This is a genomic window from Bacteroidales bacterium (genome assembly GCA_017521245.1).
Lineage (GTDB): Bacteria > Bacteroidota > Bacteroidia > Bacteroidales > G3-4614 > Caccoplasma_A.
Genome location: JAFXDI010000019.1, coordinates 19,962 through 44,198, shown reverse-complemented (window position 1 = coordinate 44,198; position 24,237 = coordinate 19,962). Strand labels below are relative to the sequence as shown.

At 37.3% G+C, this 24,237-nt stretch carries 20 protein-coding genes; 11 read left to right on the top strand and 9 right to left on the bottom strand.

Translation table 11 applies throughout. The annotated features are described in order from the left end of the window. Window positions 1-308 (bottom strand): rubrerythrin family protein (locus IKK64_04435; protein MBR4119308.1); only part of this gene is annotated, 308 nt, incomplete at its 3' end. Window positions 309-545: 237 nt separating this feature from the next. On the opposite strand from IKK64_04435, the gene IKK64_04430 reads away from it, so the two are divergent. Next, window positions 546-1,025 (top strand): outer membrane beta-barrel protein, encoded by a 480-nt coding sequence (locus IKK64_04430; GenBank protein ID MBR4119307.1) that lies wholly within the window; start codon window positions 546-548, stop codon window positions 1,023-1,025. Between the two features lie 106 nt (window positions 1,026-1,131). Here the strand turns inward: IKK64_04430 and IKK64_04425 are convergent, their stop codons facing one another. Further along, window positions 1,132-2,163 (bottom strand): aspartate--ammonia ligase, encoded by a 1,032-nt coding sequence (locus IKK64_04425; GenBank protein ID MBR4119306.1) that lies wholly within the window; start codon window positions 2,161-2,163, stop codon window positions 1,132-1,134. Window positions 2,164-2,241: 78 nt separating this feature from the next. After that, on the bottom strand, window positions 2,242-3,399 hold the full coding sequence (locus IKK64_04420; protein ID MBR4119305.1) for a DUF1343 domain-containing protein: 1,158 nt from the start codon (window positions 3,397-3,399) through the stop codon (window positions 2,242-2,244). A 102-nt stretch (window positions 3,400-3,501) separates the two neighbouring features. On the opposite strand from IKK64_04420, the gene IKK64_04415 reads away from it, so the two are divergent. After that, a complete protein-coding gene (locus tag IKK64_04415; GenBank protein MBR4119304.1) occupies window positions 3,502-3,948 on the top strand; it encodes a hypothetical protein in 447 nt (148 codons plus the stop codon). A gap of 150 nt (window positions 3,949-4,098) precedes the next feature. Further along, a complete protein-coding gene (locus tag IKK64_04410; protein ID MBR4119303.1) occupies window positions 4,099-4,527 on the top strand; it encodes an Hsp20/alpha crystallin family protein in 429 nt (142 codons plus the stop codon). An 8-nt stretch (window positions 4,528-4,535) separates the two neighbouring features. On the opposite strand, the gene IKK64_04405 is transcribed toward IKK64_04410, so the two are convergent. Next, window positions 4,536-5,723, bottom strand: coding sequence for a glycosyltransferase (locus IKK64_04405; GenBank protein MBR4119302.1), 1,188 nt, complete (start codon window positions 5,721-5,723; stop codon window positions 4,536-4,538). 34 nt (window positions 5,724-5,757) lie between these two features. Further along, window positions 5,758-6,504: a hypothetical protein gene (locus IKK64_04400; protein ID MBR4119301.1), complete on the bottom strand. Its 747-nt coding sequence runs from the start codon at window positions 6,502-6,504 to the stop codon at window positions 5,758-5,760. Window positions 6,505-6,712: 208 nt separating this feature from the next. Between IKK64_04400 and IKK64_04395 the strand changes: the two genes are divergently transcribed. Beyond that, on the top strand, window positions 6,713-6,970 hold the full coding sequence (locus tag IKK64_04395; GenBank protein ID MBR4119300.1) for a type B 50S ribosomal protein L31: 258 nt from the start codon (window positions 6,713-6,715) through the stop codon (window positions 6,968-6,970). Between the two features lie 216 nt (window positions 6,971-7,186). Here IKK64_04395 and clpB read toward each other — a convergent pair whose 3' ends face one another. Next, window positions 7,187-9,775 carry an ATP-dependent chaperone ClpB gene (gene clpB / locus IKK64_04390; protein ID MBR4119299.1) on the bottom strand — a complete coding sequence of 863 codons (2,589 nt, stop codon included), beginning with the start codon at window positions 9,773-9,775 and terminating at the stop codon, window positions 7,187-7,189. 424 nt (window positions 9,776-10,199) lie between these two features. Between clpB and tgt the strand changes: the two genes are divergently transcribed. The 3 genes from tgt (at window position 10,200) to IKK64_04375 (ending at window position 13,643) form a co-directional block, all read left to right on the top strand. Continuing rightward, on the top strand, window positions 10,200-11,330 hold the full coding sequence (gene tgt / locus IKK64_04385) for a tRNA guanosine(34) transglycosylase Tgt (protein MBR4119298.1): 1,131 nt from the start codon (window positions 10,200-10,202) through the stop codon (window positions 11,328-11,330). An 18-nt stretch (window positions 11,331-11,348) separates the two neighbouring features. Continuing rightward, the gene (locus tag IKK64_04380) at window positions 11,349-12,419 is read left to right on the top strand and encodes an LptF/LptG family permease (protein ID MBR4119297.1); all 1,071 of its coding nucleotides are present in this window, start codon (window positions 11,349-11,351) and stop codon (window positions 12,417-12,419) included. A 93-nt stretch (window positions 12,420-12,512) separates the two neighbouring features. Then, complete coding sequence (locus IKK64_04375) at window positions 12,513-13,643, top strand: glycosyltransferase family 1 protein (GenBank protein ID MBR4119296.1); 1,131 nt, start codon at window positions 12,513-12,515, stop codon at window positions 13,641-13,643. A gap of 186 nt (window positions 13,644-13,829) precedes the next feature. Here IKK64_04375 and IKK64_04370 read toward each other — a convergent pair whose 3' ends face one another. Both IKK64_04370 and IKK64_04365 read right to left on the bottom strand, forming a co-directional pair. Next, window positions 13,830-15,296 carry an aminoacyl-histidine dipeptidase gene (locus tag IKK64_04370; protein MBR4119295.1) on the bottom strand — a complete coding sequence of 489 codons (1,467 nt, stop codon included), beginning with the start codon at window positions 15,294-15,296 and terminating at the stop codon, window positions 13,830-13,832. Between the two features lie 158 nt (window positions 15,297-15,454). Then, window positions 15,455-16,456: a flippase-like domain-containing protein gene (locus IKK64_04365; GenBank protein MBR4119294.1), complete on the bottom strand. Its 1,002-nt coding sequence runs from the start codon at window positions 16,454-16,456 to the stop codon at window positions 15,455-15,457. Between the two features lie 141 nt (window positions 16,457-16,597). Here IKK64_04365 and rsmA point away from each other — a divergent pair, with 141 nt between their 5' ends. From rsmA to IKK64_04345, 4 genes are all read left to right on the top strand, one after another. Further along, window positions 16,598-17,386, top strand: coding sequence for a 16S rRNA (adenine(1518)-N(6)/adenine(1519)-N(6))-dimethyltransferase RsmA (gene rsmA / locus IKK64_04360; GenBank protein MBR4119293.1), 789 nt, complete (start codon window positions 16,598-16,600; stop codon window positions 17,384-17,386). 13 nt (window positions 17,387-17,399) lie between these two features. Continuing rightward, window positions 17,400-18,749 (top strand): magnesium transporter, encoded by a 1,350-nt coding sequence (gene mgtE, locus IKK64_04355; GenBank protein ID MBR4119292.1) that lies wholly within the window; start codon window positions 17,400-17,402, stop codon window positions 18,747-18,749. Between the two features lie 465 nt (window positions 18,750-19,214). Continuing rightward, window positions 19,215-19,427: an XRE family transcriptional regulator gene (locus IKK64_04350; GenBank protein MBR4119291.1), complete on the top strand. Its 213-nt coding sequence runs from the start codon at window positions 19,215-19,217 to the stop codon at window positions 19,425-19,427. A 126-nt stretch (window positions 19,428-19,553) separates the two neighbouring features. Continuing rightward, window positions 19,554-20,699, top strand: a complete 1,146-nt coding sequence (locus IKK64_04345; GenBank protein MBR4119290.1) for a 4Fe-4S cluster-binding domain-containing protein — start codon at window positions 19,554-19,556, stop codon at window positions 20,697-20,699. Between the two features lie 317 nt (window positions 20,700-21,016). Here the strand turns inward: IKK64_04345 and IKK64_04340 are convergent, their stop codons facing one another. Next, entirely contained in the window at window positions 21,017-24,163 is a 3,147-nt protein-coding gene (locus IKK64_04340; GenBank protein MBR4119289.1) for a C10 family peptidase, read from the bottom strand. Between the last annotated feature and the right edge of the window lie 74 nt (window positions 24,164-24,237).

Genomic DNA, 24,237 nt, shown 5'->3' with positions numbered 1-24,237 from the left:
TGGTCAAAACCCTCTTCTCTTGCCTCTTTAGCAAAAGTAGCATACATATCGGTCCACTCATAACGCTCACCAGCAGCAGCGTCTGCCAAGTTAGTAGCAGTATCAGCAATACCATCATGCAAAAGTTTAAACCATATTTTAGCATGCTCTTTTTCGTTATTGGCAGTAGCCTCAAATAACTCTGCAATTTGCACAAAACCCTCTTTTTTAGCCTTTGATGCGTAGTAGGTATATTTGTTACGAGCTTGAGACTCACCCGCAAAAGCGGTCATAAGATTTTGTTCAGTTTTACTTCCTTTAAGTTCCATATTCGTTTAGTTTTAAAAAGTTTATAAAAATCAATCATAAAGTAGAACACTCATAAAAGAGATTTGTTTCTACACTGCGAAAATAATAATAAAAACTCAAATCAGTTCACCAATCGGCATTTTTAATATTTTTTTACTTTTTGAACTTCCGTTACCCATTTTTTAATTATCTTTGCACCTCAAATGAGGACAAAGAATAATCCTCTCATATATAATAAACATTAAACTTAAGTCACTATGAAAAAAGTATTACTAACATTAGTATTATGTGCATTTGCAATGGTAGGATTTGCACAAAAAGGAGAGATGACAGTAGGTGCTCAATTTACAGTAGGAGCAGGACAAGGAATATGCAATCCGGGATTAGGTGCAAAATTCTCATATAGCATTACAGATCCATGGCGTTTGGCAGCATCGTTCGACTACGGATTTCAAACTGAAGGAGTAGCAACATGGGATATAAACGTTGATGCACACTATCAATTCTTCTTTGGAAAAGGATTCAGAGTATATCCATTAGCTGGATTCACACTATTGGGATACCACGTACCTGAAATCAAAAAATCAAACTCAACATGTGTTGGTATGAACATCGGAGGAGGTGCTCAATATGATATCAACGACTCTTGGGCAATATTTACCGAAGTAAAAGGACAATTAGTACACAAACACGGTTCACGCTTTGTATGGGGTATTGGAGGATCATATAAATTCTAATACACCTTTCGAGGACCAAAAGTAGCTTTACTACTACAAATAAATAAAAAAAATCTTACCCTTCGGGGCAAGATTTTTTTTGTTATATTGGCTTTTAACTATTATGCTACAACAATTGAATATTATGCTTTAAGCACTCTTCAATTTGCTCTTCGGGCCAGATACTTGCTTGAACCTCTCCAATATGAGCTTTTTGAAGAAGATACATACACAAACGAGATTGACCAATACCACCACCAATAGATAGAGGAAGTTCATCGTTCAAAAGCATTTTGTGGAAACTCAACCCAGCACGTTCTGGGCAACCCTTAATCTCTAATTGACTTTTAAGAGCAACCTTATCAACTCTAATACCCATTGATGAGAGTTCAAAAGGAATATCCAAAATAGGATTCCATAACATAATATCTCCGTTCAAACCTCTGTAACCATCGCTATTGATAGTAACCCAATCATCGTAATCAGGAGCACGTCCATCGTGAGGCTCTCCGTTTGATAGGTTAGATCCTATACCGATAATAAATACAGCCCCATATTTCTTTGTGATTTTTGCCTCACGCTCTTTTGGAGTGCAGTCGGGGTATAGTTGTAATAACTCTTCCGAGTTTATGAATGTAATATTCTCAGGTAAGAAAGGAGTGATATGAGGGAAACTCTCGTAAACCTCCATCTCCAACTCTTTAATAATAGAGTATAGCTTATTTACAACCTCTTTAAGGTAGTCAAGGTTACGCTCCTTTTCGGTAATAACTTGCTCCCAGTCCCATTGGTCAACGTACAAAGAGTGTAGGTTATCCAAATCCTCATCGCAACGAATAGCGTTCATATCGGTGTATATACCATAACCGGGAGAGATACCGTATGCGCCTAACTTCATACGTTTCCATTTAGCAAGAGAGTGAACAACCTCTGCACGTTTGCCCATACACTTGATGTTAAACGATACTGGAGCCTCTTTACCACTCAGGTCATCGTTAATACCTGTTCCTGACAATACAAACAATGGTGCTGTTACACGGCGAAGATTAAGTTTCTTTTTAAGTTTATCTTGAAACGAAACCTTTAATGTTTTAATAGCCTCCTCAGTAGTTTCGGGAAGCAGTTTAAGTTTATAGTTTCTTGGTATTATAAGTGCCATATAATGAAATTCTAAACGTTATCTGTAAAAATATTCTGCGAATATACTAAAAACTTCAATAAGTTTTGCTATAAAATGTTACAAATACCTATTATCGGGGTATATTAAATATATAAGTCGTAACTTTTTGTAAATATCAAGTTGAGTTTTCCAACGACTCTTAATCTCCTCTTCAGTTTTGCCGTTGATAATATCAGAGCGTAGTTGAGCATCGCCCGATAACTTCTCAAAAAAGTTGTTGCTGTTAAAGAAATTCTCCTTATTTGAGTAGTTGTTATACATATCAATCAAATATTTAAGAGTGAAACCTAGCACCTCTTCTCCCTCTCTTAGGTCAATACCATAACATAGTTGCCCTTTGTGAAGAGGATTTTTATCAAACCCTTCAAGAGGGGCAGGGGTAAAGGTAAAATCTCCTAAGTTTTTATCGGGAGCTCCAATCATCTGAAAGGGGGAATAAGTGCCTCTGCCCACACTTATTTTTGTACCCTCAAACAGACACAACGAAGGATAAAGATTTATACTTCTTCCGTTTGGTAAATTAGGCGAAGGCTTAATCTTAAGTTCGTAACTCTCTCCGTGTCTCCACCCATCAACCGCTATAACTTTTAAATCTATATCGTTGCACTCTCCCCAGTTCTCGCCCTTAATCATAAGAGCAAGTTCAGCAACTGTAAGTCCGTGCATAATAGGTAAGGGGAGAGTACCTACAAACGATTTTAAATTCATATCCATAACCGCACCATCAACAAAGTCGTTGGGGTTTGGGCGGTCTAAAACAACAAACTCTTTACCGTGTTCAGTTGCCGATTGCATAGCATAAAACATAGTAGAGATATAAGTATAAAACCTTGCACCAACATCCTGAATATCAAAGATGATTATATCAATATCAGACAACTGCTCGGCACTCGGTTTTTTGTTTTTCCCATACAGAGAAACAATCTTTACGCCACTACGAGTATCAATACCATCCTTAACACTTTCTCCGGCATCGGCAGTACCTCTAAAACCATGCTCGGGAGCAAAAATAGTTTTAATATTCACTCCTCTCGCTTTAAGGGTATCAACCAAGTGAGTACCGCACTCAGTAACTGAAGTCTGATTAACAATAAGAGCCACCCTCTTATTTTGAGTGATCTCTAAAATCTCATCAATCTTATCGGCACCACATTTAACCTTTGCATTGGCAAAAACAAATGGTAAGAGAAATATAAATATTATAAGTCGTTTCATCTTCTTTTTGTGAGATTATTCTTTTGTTTACAACAAAGTTAAACAAACCTTTGTCAGTAACAAAAAAAATAACTAAAATTGCAAAAAATAAACATTGATTATATGAAAGCCAATATAAAAAATATATTACTTCTCATTGTTATTGTTCTGTTTAGTGGAACGGCGTGGGGTGAGGAGGCACAACAAGATAGTGTAATCTATTCGCGAAGTTGTACGTTTGAGGAGTCTATTGATATTCTCGGATTTGAAAAACGCCTAAAAGATAAAAATGAACTCTATATAGTTCGCAATAATACAAATCACACAATAACACTAATAAAATTGAGAGTCTTTTATAAAACAACAAACGATGAAATGTTGGATTATCGCGATGTAACTCTCTCTGGCGAGTTGCTACCACAAACAACAAAGCAGTTTGAGGTTGTAAGTTTTGATAAAGGCAAACGCTACTACTACCATAAGTCGCCCGACCAAAATCCTAAGTTAGAGGGGTATCCATTTAAAATAACCTACGAACTTATCCGCTACGATGTAGCAGTGGAGAGGTAATTTTTAAATAATTTGTTATATAAAACTAACAACTGATAGCATACAGCAATTAAACATATCCCACTACATAAGTGTTATAAAGAGGAGTAACCCAAAGAGATGAGGTTATTTCTCTTTATTTTATGTTTAATTTTTAAAGGAGGACAAATTATGATGCCTGTAAAAAAAGGGCAGAACTGGCTGCCTACAATTTTTCACGACTTTTTTGGTAATGAGTGGATTGAACGAGCAAAAAACACATCAACACCAGCGGTAAACATTATCGAAAACGATAAGGAGTATGAGGTGCAAATTGCAGCACCGGGTGTATGTAAGGATGATATCTGCGTAAATATAAACGAAGATAATTATCTTGAGATAACAGTAGAGAAAAAAGAGGAGAGTGATGAGAAAGACAAAAAAGGCAAATACCTTCGCCGAGAGTTCTCGTATTCACAATTCCGCCAAACATTGGCACTGCCCGATAATATCGAGGCCGATAAAATTGAGGCAACGCAAAAGCATGGAATACTAAAGATTGTAATCCCCAAGAAGGCACTACCTGCACCAAAAGAACCCAAAAGAATAGATATAAAATAATGATTTTATTAACGTCTTATTCGCCAAGTGTAGTTTCGGTATGAACTACTCTTGCCTAAAATTGCAAAGCGAATGTTCTCTATGGGGCGAATAAAATCGTAGAACATAGTCTCAAAACCATTAACATCACCTTTTAATGTTTTTGAGGCTTTGTTTATAACAATACTTTGAGATAAATATCTTATCAAGAACATAGATGTAGCAAAAGCAATAAGCAATATGTTTGTAATACTGCCCCAAATAATCAACGCCACAAAGCAAGCGTAAAACAGGATGGTACAGATCCTCTCTACACCAAAAACAAAGTGAGCCGAAGTTTTAAGAATCTTGTCAGTAAAAGAGCGTCTTAAACGCATCTCTCGCAAATCTCCGTCAATATCGTAAAGAGTATTCTCAATTTGAGCCTCTTCAGCAAGTTCCACTCTGCAATTATCTTTGGTCATAATCTCGTTGGCGAAAATATCATCCTCGCCATACTGAATTGAGAGATTATTTGAGAAGCCTCTATTGTTGAAGAATAGCTCTTTTCTGATAAACATATTAGTACCCTCACCCATATATGCTCGGTGCATAATGGCGAAACTAAAATATTTAAGTTTAAAGAATAGTCTGTAAAATCTATAACTCCATTTGGCACGTTTATCCCCTTTTTCAAAACTATTGCCAATAACAATGTCTATATCGGTAATAAAATTCCTTACCATAGTTGACAACCACTTGTCTGATACAGGTCGGCAAAAAGCATCGGTAAAACCAACAATATCATATTTTGCGGCTTTAATAGCAACGGTAAGAGCAAGTTTCTTTCTGCTCAATGAGTGAGCCCCTTGCGGAACGTATGTATAACTAAGGTTGGGATATCTCTCTTTCAGAAGAGTTATCGTGTCTTTTAAATCGCTATCATCTCCATCGTTAACAACCACAATCTCAAAGTTTGGGTAATTCTGATTTAAAAACGAAGTAATATTACGTTCTGCATCAGTAAAATTTTCACTGCAATAAACAATAACCGAAACATTTGGTTTTGCGGCACTATGCCATATTTTACCTCTTTTGCTCTTGTTTGCATACCTGTTTGGTTTTGCAAAAATTGCAATATAGAATATAAGCTGAACCAACCATATTAAGGCAAATGAGCCCAAACCGTATAGTTCAGTTACCGAAAAATTCTCAATAAAAAAGTTGTATATAAACATTCCAGTTCTCTAATGTAAACAATTTGAAAAACTACTATAAAAGTTGGTCGTTTTTAATGGAGTGAGCAAGTTTCTCTGCAATGGCAGGATACTCTTTTGAAGATAAAAATCTATTAATAACCTCAACATGCCCAAAGTGGTGAAGGTCGCTACCAACAAACGAAACATAACCTTTATTTGCCAACCATAGAGCAGTCTCTTTCTCTCTGTCGCCATAGTAACCTGTAAGAGACAGAAGATTAATCTGAAACTCACAACCTGAGTGAAACAGAGTTTCATAAATCTCCCTCTTGCGTTGATAGTACCCGTAACGTTCAGGGTGAGCAAGAATAGGCTTAATATCTCTAAGTTGCAATTCGTATATAATATTCTTTAAGTCAATAGGAGGTTGAACAAAAGAGTTCTCAATAAGCAGATAGTTATTAGGCATAACAATAATGTTATTTTCTTCAAGCATCTTTCTAAACCTATCATCAATTCTATACTCTGCCGAGTAACGAACATTCATCTTCACGCCCAAATCAAGCATACGAGTATTAAGTTTATCGTAGGCATTTTTTATAGTTTGAGGAGTATTCTCAAAATTCTCTTCAACAATATGAGGAGTAGCAACAATCGATTCAACACCCCAACTCTTCATAGCCTTTAAAAGCTCAATAGAAACATCGGTATTAGGTGAGCCGTCATCAATGCCGGGAAGAACATGAGAATGAATATCTGTAGAGTAAAAAAGCGGTTGAGGCTCTCTCTTTTTCTTACTTTTAAAGAAACTTAGTAACATTATCAACTCTCTCTTAAAAACTAATGCGAAGATACTACATTTTTTTGAGAGAATAAAAGATAAAAACATTATTATAAAAAAAAGAGTAATAAACTTTTTGCTAAATAAAAAATTATGAGTACCTTTGCGTGCCATTACGAGAGAACTATATATACGCACGCTACCAACGTGCTACTAATTTCGGAAACAATTAAAAAGATATATAACAATGAAAAAAGGACTTCACCCCGAAAATTACCGCGAGGTTGTTTTCAAAGATATGTCGAACGAGGAGATTTTCATCACACGTTCAACAGTAGCAACAAAAGAGACAATTGAGGTTGATGGTGTAACTTATCCTTTGGTAAAACTTGAGATTACCAATACTTCACACCCATTCTTCACAGGAAAACAAAAACTTGTCGATACAGCAGGTCGCGTTGATAAGTTTATGAGCCGTTACGCAAAATTTGCGAAGAAGAAATAATTGTTATAACACAATATAAAAGTAGCCTTGCATATAAATGCGAGGCTATTTTTGTATGTATGGTTTTACTCATATAAGAGTAATTGTAAAGAGCAATCTACTTGTTAGTTCAATTAGTACTATTAGTCTAATAAAAAGGGAGAATACTCTCCCTTTCTAACAACTACCCCATAGGGGCGGTTGAGTTTATGCAGCAGACAACTAACAACTCTTATTTTAGTTTCCAAAAACTAAACCATCTTCGTCAGCATCAATTACAATAGGTTTGCTCTTATCAACCTTTTGAGCAAGAAGTTCTTTAGAGAGGTGGTTAAGTACATCTCTATGGATAACTCTCTTAACAGGTCTTGCTCCAAATTGGGGGTCGTAACCCTCGTGGGCAATAAACTTAACAGCCTTGTCGGTAAAGTTCAGAGTAATACCGTTTTGTGCCAATAACTTCTTAACGCTGTTCAATTGAATTGAGACAATCTCTCCAATTTCACTCTCGTTAAGCGGAGCAAACATAATAATGTCATCAATACGATTCAAGAACTCGGGGCGAACACTCTGTTTCAACAACTCCATAACCTCGTTTTTGCTCTTCTCAATAATCTCCTCGCGGTTATTGTCGTTAATACGCTCAAAGTTTTCACGAATAAGTGAAGAACCTATATTAGAGGTCATTATAATAATAGTGTTCTTAAAGTTTACCAAGCGTCCTTTATTGTCGGTCAGACGACCATCATCAAGCACCTGTAAAAGAGTGTTGAAAACATCGGGGTGAGCCTTCTCAATCTCATCAAAAAGAACAACAGAATATGGTTTCCTTCTGATTGCTTCGGTAAGTTGACCACCCTCATCGTAACCAACATATCCTGGAGGCGAACCAATCAAACGGGTAACACTGAATTTCTCTTGATACTCACTCATATCAATACGAGTCATCATATTCTCATCATCAAAAAGATACTCAGCAAGAGCCTTTGCAAGTTCAGTTTTACCAACACCGGTAGTGCCTAAGAATATAAATGAGCCAATGGGGCGTTTGGGGTCACTCAACCCTGCTCTGTTTCGTCTTACGGCGTCAGAAACAGCAACAATAGCCTCGTGCTGACCAACAACACGTTTGTGTAACTCTTCTTCAAGATTAAGAAGTTTCTCGCGTTCGCTTTGTAGCATCTTGGTAACAGGTATGCCGGTCCAACGTGATACAACCTCTGCTATATCATCGGCAGTAACCTCCTCTTTAATCATAGCATTGTCGCCTTGTAGAGTTTTTAAATGCTCCTGAATATCGGCAATCTCTTTCTCTTTACCAACAATCTTAGCATATCTAATCTCTGCAACCTTGCCATAATCACCCTCGCGTTCTGCCCTCTCTGCCTCATATTTAAGGTTTTCAATATCAATCTTGTTTTGTTGAATCTTGTTAACAAGCTCTTTTTCCGATACCCACTTTGCACTATATTGTTTCTCTTCCTCTTTGAGGTTGGCAATAGAGCGGTTTAGTTGCTCCAGTTTAGCCTTGTCGTTTTCACGTTTGATAGCCTCACGCTCAATCTCAAGTTGCATAATCTTACGGCTTATCTCATCAATATCTTCGGGAACAGAATCCACCTCCAAGCGAAGTTTTGCAGCCGCCTCATCCATAAGGTCTATGGCTTTGTCAGGTAAGAAACGATCCGAGATATAGCGAGATGACAATTGAACAGCAGCAATAATAGCCTCATCTTTAATTCTAACCTTGTGGTGGTTTTCGTATCTCTCCTTTAATCCTCTCAATATTGAAATTGAGTCAGCCTCATCAGGTTCATCAACCATCACAATTTGGAAACGTCTCTCAAGAGCCTTATCCTTCTCAAAATATTTTTGATACTCATCAAGAGTAGTTGCTCCAATTGAACGAAGTTCTCCGCGAGCCAATGCAGGTTTTAGAATGTTTGCGGCATCCATTGCCCCTTCGCCCTTACCGGCACCAACAAGAGTATGAATCTCATCTATGAATAGGATAATCTCTCCATCGGCATGAATAACTTCATTAACAACCGCTTTTAAACGCTCCTCAAATTCACCTTTATATTTAGCACCTGCCACCAAGGCACCCATATCTAACGAGAATAACTCTTTACGTTTAAGGTTCTCTGGTACATCACCTCTGACAATTCTGTGGGCAAGACCTTCAGCAATAGCAGTCTTACCAGTACCCGGCTCTCCAATAAGAATAGGATTGTTTTTAGTCCTACGGCTTAATATTTGCAGAACACGTCTAATCTCATCATCTCTGCCAATAACGGGGTCTAACTTACCATCTCTTGCACGTTCGTTCAAGTTTATGGCATATTTCGATAGAGCATTGTAGGTCTGTTCGGCACTTGCATCGTTAACCTTCTTGCCTTTGCGGAGTTCATCAATGGCACTGCCCAACCCCTTTTCGGAAACACCGGCATCCTTTAAAAGCTGAGAAACCTTGTTTTTTACCAATAGTAGAGCCATAATAATGCTCTCCATAGCAACAAACTGGTCGCCGCACTTATTAGAGTAATCTTCGGCTTTAGTTAAAACCTCATTGCTCTCTCTGCTTAAATAAGGTTCGCCACCGCTAACCTTAGGTAGCATCTCAATCTCTCTATTAATAGAGTATGTAAGTTGGTTTACGTTTGCTCCCAATTTGTTAAAGAGGAATTCGGCAACGGAGCCATCAACCTCCATAACACCTTTGAGCAAGTGAAGTGTTTCAATAGATTGATTGCTGTTTCTGTTAGCAATCTCTACGGCCTTTTGAATGGCCTCTTGCGATTTAATTGTAAAGTTGTTTAAATTCATAACTATAATCTCCTTTCATTAACAAATGTTCTTTATAACAATAACAACAAACAAAATGCCATAGGGTTTTATATGACAAAATGTCCGTTTCTTGGTGATTTACAGATGGTTGTGTGTTGTTGATTTTGCAAAACTCGTTGAAAATTTGCAAGTTGGCTAACTGACAAAAAGTCATATTTTGTAATTGTAATTATAAAATAATTGTTCAACTTACTACTTGCTTAAAAAATAAATCCTCTTAAATACCACATTTTCGCTCGTTTGTTATTATCTTTGAGGTTGAACCTCGAAGATAATCGGCACTCGCAGTAAAATACATCAGAACAAGTTCTATGTATTTTGCTCGTTTGTTATTATCTTTGCTTACTAACAACTACCCCGTAGGGGCAACTTTAGTTGACAACTAACAACTACTAAAAGATAAATGGAATTTGAATTAATAAAAAACGATATATTAAGTAATGCAAGGGCAGGAGTTATAACCACTTCGCATGGGAAAATTGAGACACCCATATTTATGCCTGTTGGAACAGCGGCAACAGTAAAGTGCTGTCACCGCCATGAATTGGAGGAGGATGTAAATGCTCCTATAATATTAGGTAATACATACCATCTATACCTGCGCCCGGGATTGGATATACTCCGAAGTGCAGGAGGATTACACGGCTTCTCTGGATGGAATAGGGCAATGCTTACCGATAGTGGAGGTTTTCAGGTATTCTCACTTTCAGGAAACAGAAAGTTAAAAGAGGAGGGAGTACACTTCCGCTCGCACATTGATGGCAGTAAACACCTATTTACCCCCGAAAATGTAGTAGATATACAGCGAGTGATAGGTGCTGATATAATGATGGCACTTGATGAGTGTACACCGGGAACAGCAGATTTTTCGTATGCTAAAAAGTCGTTAGATTTAACAATGCGTTGGTTACAACGTGGATGGAAACATTTCAACGAAACAGAGCCATTGTATGGACATAGTCAAACATTTTTTCCCATAGTACAAGGATGTGTATATCCCGAACTCCGTCGCCGAGCAGCCGAGGAGGTTGCCGCTCTTGGAGCAGAGGGAAATGCCATAGGAGGGTTGGCAGTAGGAGAGCCTGCTGAGCAGATGTATGAAATGATTGAGGTAGTAAACGAGATACTACCCAAAGATAAACCACGCTATTTAATGGGTGTAGGAACTCCTGCCAATATACTTGAGGGTATAGAGCGAGGAGTAGATATGTTTGATTGTGTAATGCCAACACGCAACGGACGCAATGCAATGTTGTTTACTCGCAACGGAATAATGAATATGCGAAATAAAAAGTGGGCAACCGATTTCTCTCCAATCGAGGAGGGAGGAGCATCGTATGTTGATGAAGCATATACAAAAGCATATCTGCGTCACCTGTTCATAAGTGATGAGTTTTTGGCAATGCAAATAGCGTCATTGCACAATTTAGCATTCTATCTATGGTTGGTGCGTGAGGCTCGCCGTCAAATATTGAATGGCACATTCAAATCGTGGAAAGATGAAATGATAGTCAAAGTGACAACACGCTTGTAGAAATTGACTTTTTAGGTTATGCTTAAGAAAATTGACTTTTACATAATAAAGAAGTTTTTAGGAACGTACATATTTGCAATAGTACTTATAATATCTATTGCGGTAGTATTTGATATAAACGAAAAGATTGACGACTTTATAAATGCGCCGTTAAAGGAGATATTATTTGATTACTATCTAAACTTTATCCCATATTTTGCAAACCTGTTTAGTCAATTATTCACCTTTATAGCGGTAATATTTTTTACATCAAAGTTGGCAGACAACTCTGAGATAATAGCAATGCTATCAAGCGGAATAAGTTTTAAGAGGTTAATGGTACCCTATATGGTGTCGGCAGCAATAATATCATCGCTAACCTTTACCCTTAATAGTTTTGTAATACCCCCGGCAAATAAAACCCGAATAGAGTTTCAAAATAAATACGTCTCAAACAAGAAGGTAGATTATGCACAAAACGTGCAGTTGCAAGTATCGCCGGGAGTAATAGCATATATAAACCGATACGATGACAACCTTAAAACAGGGTATCGTTTTTCAATGGAGAAATTTGAGGGAAAGAGTCTAAGGTCAAAACTAACGGCAGAGTCAATCCGATACGATAGTGCTTACAGATGGGTCGCACGAAACTATACCATACGCGATTTTAACGGAATGGAGGAGACCTTCCGTAAAGGAACACGATTAGATACCATAATAACCATAGCACCCTCCGATTTTTTAATATCGCGATACGATGCTGAGTTGATGACCACGCCAGAGTTAAAAGAGTATATCAAAAAACAAGAGGCACGAGGAGCATCAAACATAAAACCATTCCATATTGAGTTTGAATCGCGAATAGCATCAACCTTTGCAGCCTTTATATTAACCTCAATAGGAATGTTCCTATCATCCCGAAAGGTAAAAGGCGGAATGGGAGTAAACATAGGAATAGGTTTAATATTAAGTTTTACCTACATCTTGTTCTCAACCATATCATCAACCTTTGCAACCAATGGCGATATGTCGCCACGCTTGGCAGTGTGGATACCAAATATACTCTATCTCTTCATTGCTATATACCTATATACCAAAGCACCAAAATAGGAAGATAAGGATTAGACGGTAAAAAAAGTGAGGCAAATATTTGCATTTAAATATCTTTTATTGTAAAATTGTAACCCCAAAACAGAAAGCAAAGTGACAAAGAGAATACATGTAATATCTTTTCAAGTACCTTATCCGGCCGACTACGGAGGGGTGATAGATGTCTATTATAAGGTAAAAGCATTAAAGGATGCAGGATACAAAGTAGCCTTGCACTGCTTTGCTTATAAGGGAAGAAAAGACTCACGAGCATTGCACGATATAGCCGATGAGGTATATATCTACAAACGTAATACATGTGTTTTATACCGATTATTATCAAAACCATATATAGTCAAGAGCCGTCAATCTGATGAGTTACTCAATAGACTATTACAAGATGATGATCCAATCCTTTTTGAAGGGTTACACACTACACATTTATTGTCATCACCACTGCTTAAAAATCGCAAAAAGTTTGTAAGGGCTCACAATGTTGAGAGCGACTACTACAAATATTTGGCAGATGCAACAGTCTCAATGAAGAAAAAAATATTCTTCAATTGGGAGGCACAACGCCTAAGCAAATACGAAAGCGTATTATCAAATGCCGATGTAATATTTGCAATAACCGAAAAAGATAAACGATATTTCTCAACAACATATCCATCGGTAACTACCGAACTGCTGCCATGTTTTCATAACGGAAACGAGGATAATGTTTCTGAACAAAGAGGAATGGGAGGCTATATCCTCTATAATGGAAATCTAAGTGTAGAGGAGAATTTGAATGCAGTCTATTTCTTGGCTGAGAGAATAATCCCTGCATTTCCAACCCAGAAATGGATAATAGCAGGAGGTAATCCACCTAAGGAGTTGTATGAAGTATTCCAAAAAAACGATAACGTTGAGATAGTTGCCAACCCAACCTCTCAAGAGATGTCTCGCTTAATAAACGAAGCGGCAGCAAACGTCTTGATAACCTTCCAATCAACAGGCATAAAGCTAAAACTAATAAATGCACTATACAAAGGCGGTCACTGCATTGTAAACGATAAGATGATTGAGAGTACAGGACTAAAAGATGTATGTATGGTAACCCACTCTGATAAAGATTTGATAGAGACAATAAAAACAGCACTATCACAAAAAATCACACCCGCACAACTTGCCGAGCGAAAAGAGGTCCTACTCAAAAGTTATGACAATAACGAGAATATCAAAATCCTCACAAAATACCTATAAGAATTAATTAGAAATTAGTGCGAGGCTTTGCCATAATTAAGAATTAATATACTATCAGCTATCCTATGTTAGAAGGGGAGCTCTCCTCTTGCAGACAAATAACAAATCTACGAGTAAGCGATGGCAAAATAAGTTTACTTAAACTTTGCCGAGCGTGAGTATATTCAACGAACATATATTCGTTAACTAACAACTTTGTTCAGGGCTATTTTTAAGAATACCTAAAAGAAAGTTCCAAAATTTTTCAACCGAAGCAATCTCAACCCTCTCATCGGGAGAGTGGGGGTGAAGCATATTCGGACCAATTGAAATCATATCCAAATTTGGGTATAACGAAGATATAATACCACACTCCAGACCTGCGTGCATAACCTTAGTCTTAAGATCTTCCCCAAAAGAGGTTTTATAAAAATCTTTAGCAACATTTAAAATAGGAGAGTTTAAGTTAGGCGACCACGAAGGATAATCACCAAACAGGTCAACATCAGCATCAACAAGAGAGTATAAACTCCACAAACTTGATATGTAGTTATACTTTCGGCTATTCATAGTAGATCTAACCAATATCTGTACCCAAGCCTTACCATCCTTGCAATTGACAATAGCCAAATTAGAAGAGGTCTCAACCGTATCCTCAATACCGGGAATCATACGCTCCACGCCATCTGGCGTTGCATCAATAACATTAATAAATTTGCGTTGAAACTCCATAGGAAGAATACCAACAGGCATATTAACCTCCTGACAATCTAACAAGACAGCATCATCAATAATATTATATTCGTTCTGATAGAGTCGGCTAAACAGAGTAACCTCTTTTAAGAAATCTTCGCAATCATCCTCGTTAACAACCACAATGGCATTAGCATAACGCGGAATGGCGTTGCGAGTATCACCACCAATAATTTCTGAAACCCTAATACCGTATGCTTGAATACAAAAATTTAAGAATCTGACCAATAGTTTATTTGCGTTACCCCTGCCTCTATGAATATCAACGCCGGAGTGACCACCTTTTAGACCTCTGATAGTAAGTTTATAAGCCCTTCCATTAATATCGCAAACCTCGTTTGTATAGTTAAGCGAAGCCTTAAAATCAATAGCACCGGCACAACCAATAAATGCAGAGTTATCCTCTTCAGAATCGGTGTTAATCATAATGGAGTGCTTTAAAAAATCTTTATCTAAAAGAGCCGCTCCCTCCATACCGCACTCCTCATCGGTAGTAAAAAGAGCCTCAATCTCAGGATGGGGAATTTCATCGTTGTCCAAAATGGCAAGAGTAGCAGCAACGCCAATACCATTGTCTGCCCCCAGCGAAGTATCCTTAGCCTTAACCCAGCCATTATCAACAAAGATAGTCAGTGGGTCAGTCGAGAAATTATGCGAAGAGTTGTGAGTTTTCTGTCCCACCATATCAATATGAGATTGAATGATAACCCCCTTACGCATCTCCATACCTTTAGTAGCAGGCTTATGTATAAGAATATTCCCAGTCTTATCTTTTACATAAGAGAGAGCTCTCTCCTTTGCGAAATTTATAATATACTCCGATATCTTTTCAAGGTTATGTGAAGTATGGGGGATTTTACAAATATCGTAAAAGAAACGCCATACACTCAAAGGTTGTAAAGGTAAAATTTGTTCTCTCATATCAGATGCCAGTTATCAGTTAACGAACATACGTTCGTTGAATATACTCACGCTCGGCAAAGTTTAAGTAAACTTATTTTGCCCTCGCTTACTCGTAGATTTGTTAGTTGTCAGTTAATTACTATTTACTAACTTATTTATATAATAACAAAAGCCACTTACAAATTGTTCTCCCCTTTAACTCTTTTTTTATAGAGCGAGATAGATACAAAAGTATAAATACCCACTAAAATTGTCATAATAAGTTGAGCACCGTGAGCAACAAGAGCAAAAGCCCCGGCAGTATCATTATTCAAACCATAAAGAGTAAGAACAGCAATAACAGCCCAGTGCCAAGGGCCAAGTCCGCCCTGAACAGGAACACCCATTCCAATGCTACCCATTAAGAAACAAGAGAAGGCACAAACAACGCCTAACGATTCGGTCTGTTTAAAGGCAAAGAAACAGACATAGAGCTCAACAAAATATAGGAACCACATTAAAACAGTGTAGAAGAGAAACAATCCCTTCTTCTCCATTTGAAAAATAGTTTTAAAACCATTAATCAGATTATTTACCATCTCCTTTATTTTGATGATAAGGGGATTGTCACTTTTAAAGCGGAATAACCAAACCAGAGCAATAATACCCACTGCAATAACGCTATAAAGGGCAGGGGAGGTAAGAACATTAATAACCCCCTCTTTGACAGATGGGTTATTGTTTAGAATCTCTTTTAAAACATCGAGTTGTAAAAAGAAGGTAACAACAGTGATAGTAATAACAGTAAGAGTGTCGGTTAAGCGTTCCGAAATCATTGAGCCTACCACCTTTATAAACGACTTATCTTCACTTTGAGCAACGTAAGCACACCTCCAAACTTCACCTACCCTTGGAAGAATAAGATTAACAGCGTATGTCCCAAAAATAGCATTAGTCAAAACCCTCATCGAAGGGTTGGCAGGGAGAGCCTTTAACTGAATTTTCCAGCGTAAAGCCCTGACAATATGGCTAAGCAAACCAATAACACCAGAGAGAAAAATCCACCAATAGTTAATATCATATTGAAGAATTTTTCCCACCTCTTCCATATTCAACTTACTATAAATATACCACATAAGCCCCACGCCAAATGCAAGAGGAATAATAAATTTAAATATATAAGAGGTTATTCGTTTCAATTTTTTAAGAATTTAATTATCTTTGCGTGATTGTACTCTCTGTTTTTATTACTAAAACAACTGCAAAGGTAACCTTTTTGTAGATAAAAGAGAGTAAAAAGTCACAAAAATATATAATAAAGAGATAAAAGTTGTTCAATAATGGCAAAGTTGGTACGACCTAAAAAGAGTTTGGGACAACATTTCCTAACCGATCTTGATATAGCACGTCGAATAGCGGAGACACTATCCGACTACAAAGGTATGCCCATATTGGAGGTGGGACCAGGAATGGGTGTGTTAACACAATACCTATTAGAAGAAGGGCACAATGTAACAGTTGTAGAGATAGACAAAGAGTCGGTAGCCTATTTGAACAAAAACTTTCCTCAGTTATCAGGAAGAATAGTAGAGGGCGACTTCCTTCAAATGAACCTGTCGCAGGTGTTCGGTAAAAACCTATGTGTAATCGGAAACTACCCCTACAACATATCAAGTCAAATATTTTTCAAAGTATTAGACTATAAAGATATGATACCCTGTTGCAGTGGAATGATACAAAAAGAGGTGGCAGAGCGACTTGCAGCCAAACCCGGAAGCAAAACCTACGGAATACTATCGGTATTGATGCAGGCGTGGTACAATGTAGAGTATCTCTTTACCGTATCGGAACACGTATTTAATCCGCCCCCAAAAGTAAAATCGGCGGTAATACGTATGACACGCAACAATGTCACGGAACTGGGGTGTAACGAGCAATTATTCAAACGCATCGTAAAAACCGCATTCAATCAACGTCGCAAAACAATGCGAAACTCGTTAAAACCCATAATACAACAAGGGTCGCCAATACTCGCAAATGAAATATTTGCACTACGCCCCGAGCAAATATCGGTAGCACAATTTATTGAGTTGACCAACGAGATAGAAAACCATATCGTTAAACCCTAAACAATGCACAACGATGATTGAACTATCACCCGAATACATAAAAGACCTACAAAACATAATAGAAGAGAAAGATACCGACAAGATAAAAGCCTTATTAAAAGACCTTCACCCTGCCGATATAGCCGAAATATACAAAGAACTAAGCCTAGAGGAGGCTGAGTTTACATACAACCTGCTTGAACCTGAGATAGCAGCAGAAGTATTGATGGAGTTAGAGGAAGACGACCGTCAAAAACTTTTGAAACACGTCTCAAACGAGGAGATTGCACACCAAGTCATAGAGCAGTTGGATACCGACGATGCCGTTGACCTAATCCGAGAGATGGATGAGGAGGACCAAGAGGAGATTCTTGCCCACATCGATGACGTAGAACAAGCAGGAGACATTGTTGACCTATTGAAATACGATGAAGATACAGCGGGAGGATTAATGGGAACCGAGATGGTAATCGTTAATGAAAACTGGAGTATGCCCGAGTGTCTAAAAGAGATGCGTCAACAAGCTGAAGAGATGGATGAAATCTACTATGTATATGTAGTAGATGACGACCACAAACTAAAAGGCGTCTTCCCATTAAAAAAGATAATAACCCACCAATCGGTAGCCAAGATAAAACACGTAATGAAGCGTGAACCAATATCGCTTCATACCGATACCCCAATAGATGAAGTAGCACAAGCCTTCGAGAAGTATAACCTTGTGGCAATGCCGGTAGTTGATAGCATTGGACGTTTGGTAGGACGCATCACTGTCGATGACATTATGGATGAGGTGCGTGAACAGTCAGAACGTGAGTATCAATTAGCATCAGGTATCTCGCAAGACGTAGAAGTAGATGACAACGTCTTTACCCAAACCCGAGCAAGATTACCCTGGTTGGTAATAGGAATATTTGGAGGATTGTTAAACTCAATAATGCTTGGCGGATTTGAGGCGGGACTTGCCGCAGTACCGGCCATAGCCCTCTTTATTCCCCTGATAGCAGGAACAGCAGGAAACGTAGGAGTACAATCATCGGCAATCATAGTACAGGGATTAGCAAACGGATCGTTAGACCTACGCAATGTAGGAACACAAATCCTGAAAGAGGTAGGCGTATCGTTAATCAACGCAAGTATAATAGCGTTGCTAACATTCGCATTCAATATGCTAATAGGAACAGAGGCCGATATAACAGTAGCGGTAAGCATATCACTATTTGCAGTAGTAATATTCGCTTCAATATTTGGCACATTAGTACCAATAACATTAGAGAAATTTAAAATAGATCCAGCCATAGCAACAGGACCCTTTATCACCACAACCAACGACATTGTAGGATTGTTGATATATATGCTCTGTTGCACATTGATGTTGGCATAGATAAGATTTTAGTTAACGAACATGCGTTCGTTGAATCTGCTCACGCTCGGCAAAGTTTAAGTAAACATATTTTGCCCTCGCTTAATCGCAGATTTGTTAGATAATCTAATTAGACCAATTGGACTAATTAGTCTAATAAAAAAGAAGTAGGGACGCTGGACTGCCACGTCCGCAAAAGAGAATCAAAAGAAGTAGGGACAGAGCATAATCTGTCCGTAAAAAATATAAAATATAAACAAGCATTTGCTAACTATTCGGTATCATCCTAAAACCTGAGAAATTTTAGAAAAACAATACCACGAATAAGTCAGTCGAATGCTCACGTACTTTTACGTGGGCTTGGCTTATCCGGTATTGTGGGCAATCTCAGGGCCTAAGGATGTGGATATAGTCAAGTCCACATTTTTTTGTGCCTTATTTTGCTCATAATAGATTAGGATAGCCAATGCAAAATACTCACGTAAAATGGAAAAAGTACACATTGGCTCCATAATACGGGGCGAACTACGTAAGCAGAACAAGAGCAATCGCTGGTTAGCAGAGCAAATAGGAGTAGTGCCTCGCACTGTAAATAAGATATTCTTAAAAGAGTATCTCGATACCTATCTGTTACTCAAAATATCAAGAGCAATGAATGTCGATTTCTTTGCCTACTATTCACAAACCTTAAACTCTTAGCATCCGCTTTTTTTTTCAACTATGCCCAATTAGGGCAGTTGCCCGTATTGGGCAAAATAATATATTTGATTTTATTCTATAATTAGTTTTCTTTGTAAAAAATATTTAATTATAGAATCTACTTATATGGAAAATTCTCTTACATCACCACATAGAATAAAAACAACAAGAGTGTGTACATTGATGATTACCCATACGTGTAATTTAAATTGTACTTACTGTTTTGAAAAGTATAAGTCATCTAAAAAGATGACTTTTGATGTTGCTAAAATGATTTTGGAGGAAGAATTTAAAAATTATAAAGGAGATGTTGCAAAAGAAAGGTTGGCTATTGAATTATTTGGAGGTGAACCATTAACAAATTTTCCTCTAATACAACAGATTTATGAATGGACAAAGAATCAAAATTTACCATTTAATTATATTTTTCAAATAACAACAAATGGAACATTATTAACTTCCTCAATAAAAGAATGGTTGAAAGAAAGAAAAGATGATTTTAGAATTGTTCTATCTGTTGATGGAACTGAGGCTATGCAACACAAGAATAGAGGTTGTGACCTTTTAAATTTGCCCATTAGTTTTATCAAAGAAGTATGGCCAAATTCATATTTTAAACTAACACTCTCATCAGATACTTTACCTAATTATTCAGAGGGAATTATATCATTGTATGAGAAAGGTTATAAAATAGCAAGTTCATTAGCAGAAGGACAATGTTGGAAAGAGGATGATTATATAATATACAAGAATGAACTTGAAAAAATTTGTGAATACTTTCTTAATCATCCAGAGAAGGAGTTAGAACATCCATTCAATTTCCTTTTTAAAGAATATACTGACCAAAGAATAAACGACAAGTTGCCTCATAAGAATTGTGGATGTGGAACTACTATTGCAATGTATGATACTGATGGTACTTTATATCCTTGTCATTTGTTCTTGCCAATGGTACATGGAAATCATTCTGTTTTGAAAGAGATTAAGGATATTGATTTTTCTAATCCATCTGTATTGGTAGATAATAGTTGCATATCTTGCCCTATTTTAAAAATATGTAAAACTTGCTATGGATATAATTATGCACAAAGAGGTAATGTAATTTTTCGTGATAAAGGAATGTGTAAATTGCGATTAGTAGAGGCAAAAGTTATATCTATGTTTCAAATAAAATATTTTACTAGTCTAAAAAGAAAATTGAGCGATTATGAACTTTTGATGTTGAAAACGGCTCTTTCTTGTTATAAACATTTAAAGGACATATCAATATAATTAACTTATTTATTAACAATCTAAATTTTAAACAATGGATGCTAATATTATCAAAAACGCAGAAGAAATTGTGAAAAACAATCAAGATGTTGTTTCAAGAGTTGAAGTAGAAATTTGCAATATAGGTTGCGAATTATGTACAAACTGTTCAGGTATTGTTGGTGGATAAAACCAGAGGATACTAAAAAATCATTATTAAATTTGGGACTGCTAACAGTCCCAAATTTATAATTAAGGCTTGTTAAAACAAATTATTAATTAAAGATACAATATCTACCATTTCCCTATCTACGGAAGAGGGGTTAGGGGAGAGGCTTTTATATTATAACCTTCACAACTCCCTCGCTTGTAACAACAAGGTAAATGCCTTTGTTAACTTTAATCTGAGCATCTGTATCGCAGAAAATATCTTTTACAACTTCTCCTGCAATGTCTACAATCTTAACGTTGCCAGTGTAGTTGTTAATATTTATAACTCCGTCAGAGGCATATATTTTGGCAGAATTGCTCTCGCTATCTTCAATACCCGATAAATCGGTTACATCAACAACTATGTCGTATGCAATACCTTTATCTAATGATGTAGTACAAGCGTCAGGGAAACTACCCCAAGCATTAGTATATATAACCCTTATGCGAGATGCCCCCAAAAGAGCATTGTCTGGAACAGAAATTTCTGTTGTTATATTCATACACTCATTATAGTTACCATATACATTGTGTGCTGGAGGATTATTACCCCATGTAGTAACAGCAGAGCCAAATTCACCATCAATATCAAAATCGGTAAATAGTGATGCGTGGCAATAGCGAATATCTTCTCTAACGCTGTAATTGCTTCCCGTACCAAGTGATTTTGCAACAAGGTTTAGTGTAAATGAGTTTCCTCTGCCAACTCTTATTGTGTCAGGAACAATAAAGTATTCACTTCCGGGATGAGACGATGCCGAGTAAGATATATTCTCTTCTGCCCCACTCGATGTTATTGCTGTAAGGTAGTTATCTGTATAGTGATTGCCGGAAGGGGTACAATAACCAACCTCACCGGGGAGACCTCCACCTGAAGAGAGTTCGTTAAAGGTTGCAATAAACTCTGTGTTTGCCGATATAGTTGCAGTATAAGGGTTCTCGTAACTTACCACTGATGTTCCAATACTCCAACCCGCAAACTCATAACCTTCAAAAGGAGTAGCAGTAAGAGTTACCGTTCCGCCCTCTTCAACCTCTGTTGCCGAACTTGTTGCACTACCTCCAACACTGGCTGTAACGCTAACCGAGTATTTGGTTGGTGTTGGTGGTGTTACAGGCTCATCGCTACCATCTTTTTTAATTGTAACTATAAAACTCTCAACTGTGATATATTGCTGACCGGTTTGAGAAACAGAGAGGGTAAACGATGTTGATTGAGCGTTTAATCCCGAAGCCGACAGATTTTGGTCGTTAGTGTTGGTTGGAGTGTTAGTTGTTGTTCCGTTTGAAACTGTTACTTGACCTTTATGCGAACTTGATACCCAATAGGTCATATTGTAGCCTGTAATTACATATCCTGCGGGAACAGATAGAGTATAAGTTACATTGTCATATCCGTTAGTGTTACTATCGTATACGTAGGCATAGTATCTGTCGTAACTGTTTGATAATCCATAAACCTCAGTTGTTCCACTTGTTGAGGTTAGTTGCAGAGCAACAGGGTTATTTGTGTTTGTAGTATATGTCCAAGTGCTGCTTCTCGCACCACTTGCATTGGTCTTTGTTCCGCTCTCATGGCTAACAACGTAATCGGCAACTGCCAATGAAAACTCTGCTGTAATTTCAATACCGCTTGTTGCTATAAATGTAAAATCTTTAGTATCTATATTTTTAGTAGAGCCATTGCTTGTTACAGACCATCCATTGAAAATATAACCATCTTTTGGCGTTGCAGTTAAAGTAACCTCTTGATTCTCTTTTGCTGTGATAGTTGTTCCCTGTATAGTACTTCCGTTATATGATACAGAACCATAACTGCTGTTATAGGTTATGGGTATTGATATATTTGTTGTGCCAACAACTAAAAAATTGGCAATATATGTATTGTCAGTAGTATTGCTTGTAACCTTAGTGTTAAAACTCTTTTCGGTACTGACAATAGAACCATTGCATGTCCAGTTATTAAATGTGTAGCCGCTGTTAGCAGTAGCGGTAAGAGTAACGGTAGAATTTTCAAATAGCGATGCGGTTACTGAAGTGCCGATAGTTCCTCCGTTGATTGAGACTTTACCTGCAGCAGAAGGTGAAACCGAAGCATTAACCTCAAACTCCTCCTTGTTTGGCATAAAGTTGAAATATGCATAGTTGCTTGTAATGTAGTTGCGTGAGGCATCGGGGGTTATTGCACTTATTGTAAAATATCCGTTCTGGCTTCCACTCCAGCCCCAATTAAAGTGAAAATAGTCATTGCTTGTGTAGCCGTCAACAACAAACATATGCTTACCGTCTATTTGACCGGGATTTATAGCACTTGTAGCCCTGTATGGAACGGGGCAATTATTATTTAAACTCTCTTTTAAAAGTCTCTTCCATTCGGTATCACCAACCATATCTCTGCTTGTTGATGGCACGTTATTATAACCAAAACTCTTTTGAAGATACTCTGTTGAACCCAATCCTGCACTCACGTCAGTAGAACTTGTACCATACGAAGCCATAAATCTGTATCCAAGGTCAACCATTATCTCGGCAACTTCAGTTGCTTGAGCATCGGTATATTGTCCCGATATATAGTTTAATGGCATATTTTCCCACTCATATACTCTTTGGCTTATATCTGTGGGTTCTGCTGTATTAGGGTTATATACTTTTCCAGTTCCGCTAATGGGCCATTCGTGATAACGCATAACAATGGCATATGCAGTTGGAACACATCCTGTTAAACAATGAGATGTACCACTTGTTGGGCAGAGATTGTTAAAAGGAGAACCTTGTCCCCAATTTGCAGTTTCAAGTTGTTTGACAATAGTCCCTCCTGTCTCTGTGGCTGTTGCTTTTAGACTTTTTGTTGAGTATGATATGTTTTCTCTAAAATATTTAATCTCTTTATCAATACCTTTTAAATACTCTTTCATTGGGGCAGGAATCTCATCTGATGAATTAATGCTACCTTCAAAAGAGTATCCTATAACCTCTTGTAAATTATCTTCTGCCGAAACAATAACAAAAGCCTTTTCGTTTGAGAATACGTAAAATGTAGGCTCAACTTCCTCTTCTTTCAATAATGAAGAACTTTGATTGTATAGTGAGTTACTATCCCAAGCATATTCCAGTTGAGAATCAATATTCTTTATCAACTTGTTGCCATTCAATGTTTTTGCAAAAAAGTTATTTGCAATCTCATTTGCACCGTCAATGGTAATAACTTCAGCGTTTACATTGCCTATAAATGCAAATAGAGTAACTAATATACCCCAAAAAGTAAAATTTCTCATAAACTAAATCTTTATAAAATTTTATTATGCAATATTCGTTATAAATTTTTTAATATGCAAATATTCAGTGTGCT

Bases quoted from the DNA above. Each gene is read 5' to 3' on its own strand.
- IKK64_04430 (MBR4119307.1), top strand. From the start codon at position 546: ATGAAAAAAGTATTACTAACATTAGTATTATGTGCATTTGCAATGGTA.
- IKK64_04425 (MBR4119306.1), bottom strand. From the start codon at position 2,163: ATGGCACTTATAATACCAAGAAACTATAAACTTAAACTGCTTCCCGAA.
- IKK64_04420 (MBR4119305.1), bottom strand. From the start codon at position 3,399: ATGAAACGACTTATAATATTTATATTTCTCTTACCATTTGTTTTTGCC.
- IKK64_04415 (MBR4119304.1), top strand. From the start codon at position 3,502: ATGAAAGCCAATATAAAAAATATATTACTTCTCATTGTTATTGTTCTG.
- IKK64_04410 (MBR4119303.1), top strand. From the start codon at position 4,099: ATGATGCCTGTAAAAAAAGGGCAGAACTGGCTGCCTACAATTTTTCAC.
- IKK64_04405 (MBR4119302.1), bottom strand. From the start codon at position 5,723: ATGTTTATATACAACTTTTTTATTGAGAATTTTTCGGTAACTGAACTA.
- IKK64_04400 (MBR4119301.1), bottom strand. From the start codon at position 6,504: ATGTTACTAAGTTTCTTTAAAAGTAAGAAAAAGAGAGAGCCTCAACCG.
- IKK64_04395 (MBR4119300.1), top strand. From the start codon at position 6,713: ATGAAAAAAGGACTTCACCCCGAAAATTACCGCGAGGTTGTTTTCAAA.
- clpB (MBR4119299.1), bottom strand. From the start codon at position 9,775: ATGAATTTAAACAACTTTACAATTAAATCGCAAGAGGCCATTCAAAAG.
- tgt (MBR4119298.1), top strand. From the start codon at position 10,200: ATGGAATTTGAATTAATAAAAAACGATATATTAAGTAATGCAAGGGCA.
- IKK64_04380 (MBR4119297.1), top strand. From the start codon at position 11,349: ATGCTTAAGAAAATTGACTTTTACATAATAAAGAAGTTTTTAGGAACG.
- IKK64_04370 (MBR4119295.1), bottom strand. From the start codon at position 15,296: ATGAGAGAACAAATTTTACCTTTACAACCTTTGAGTGTATGGCGTTTC.
- rsmA (MBR4119293.1), top strand. From the start codon at position 16,598: ATGGCAAAGTTGGTACGACCTAAAAAGAGTTTGGGACAACATTTCCTA.
- mgtE (MBR4119292.1), top strand. From the start codon at position 17,400: ATGATTGAACTATCACCCGAATACATAAAAGACCTACAAAACATAATA.
- IKK64_04350 (MBR4119291.1), top strand. From the start codon at position 19,215: ATGGAAAAAGTACACATTGGCTCCATAATACGGGGCGAACTACGTAAG.
- IKK64_04345 (MBR4119290.1), top strand. From the start codon at position 19,554: ATGGAAAATTCTCTTACATCACCACATAGAATAAAAACAACAAGAGTG.
- IKK64_04340 (MBR4119289.1), bottom strand. From the start codon at position 24,163: ATGAGAAATTTTACTTTTTGGGGTATATTAGTTACTCTATTTGCATTT.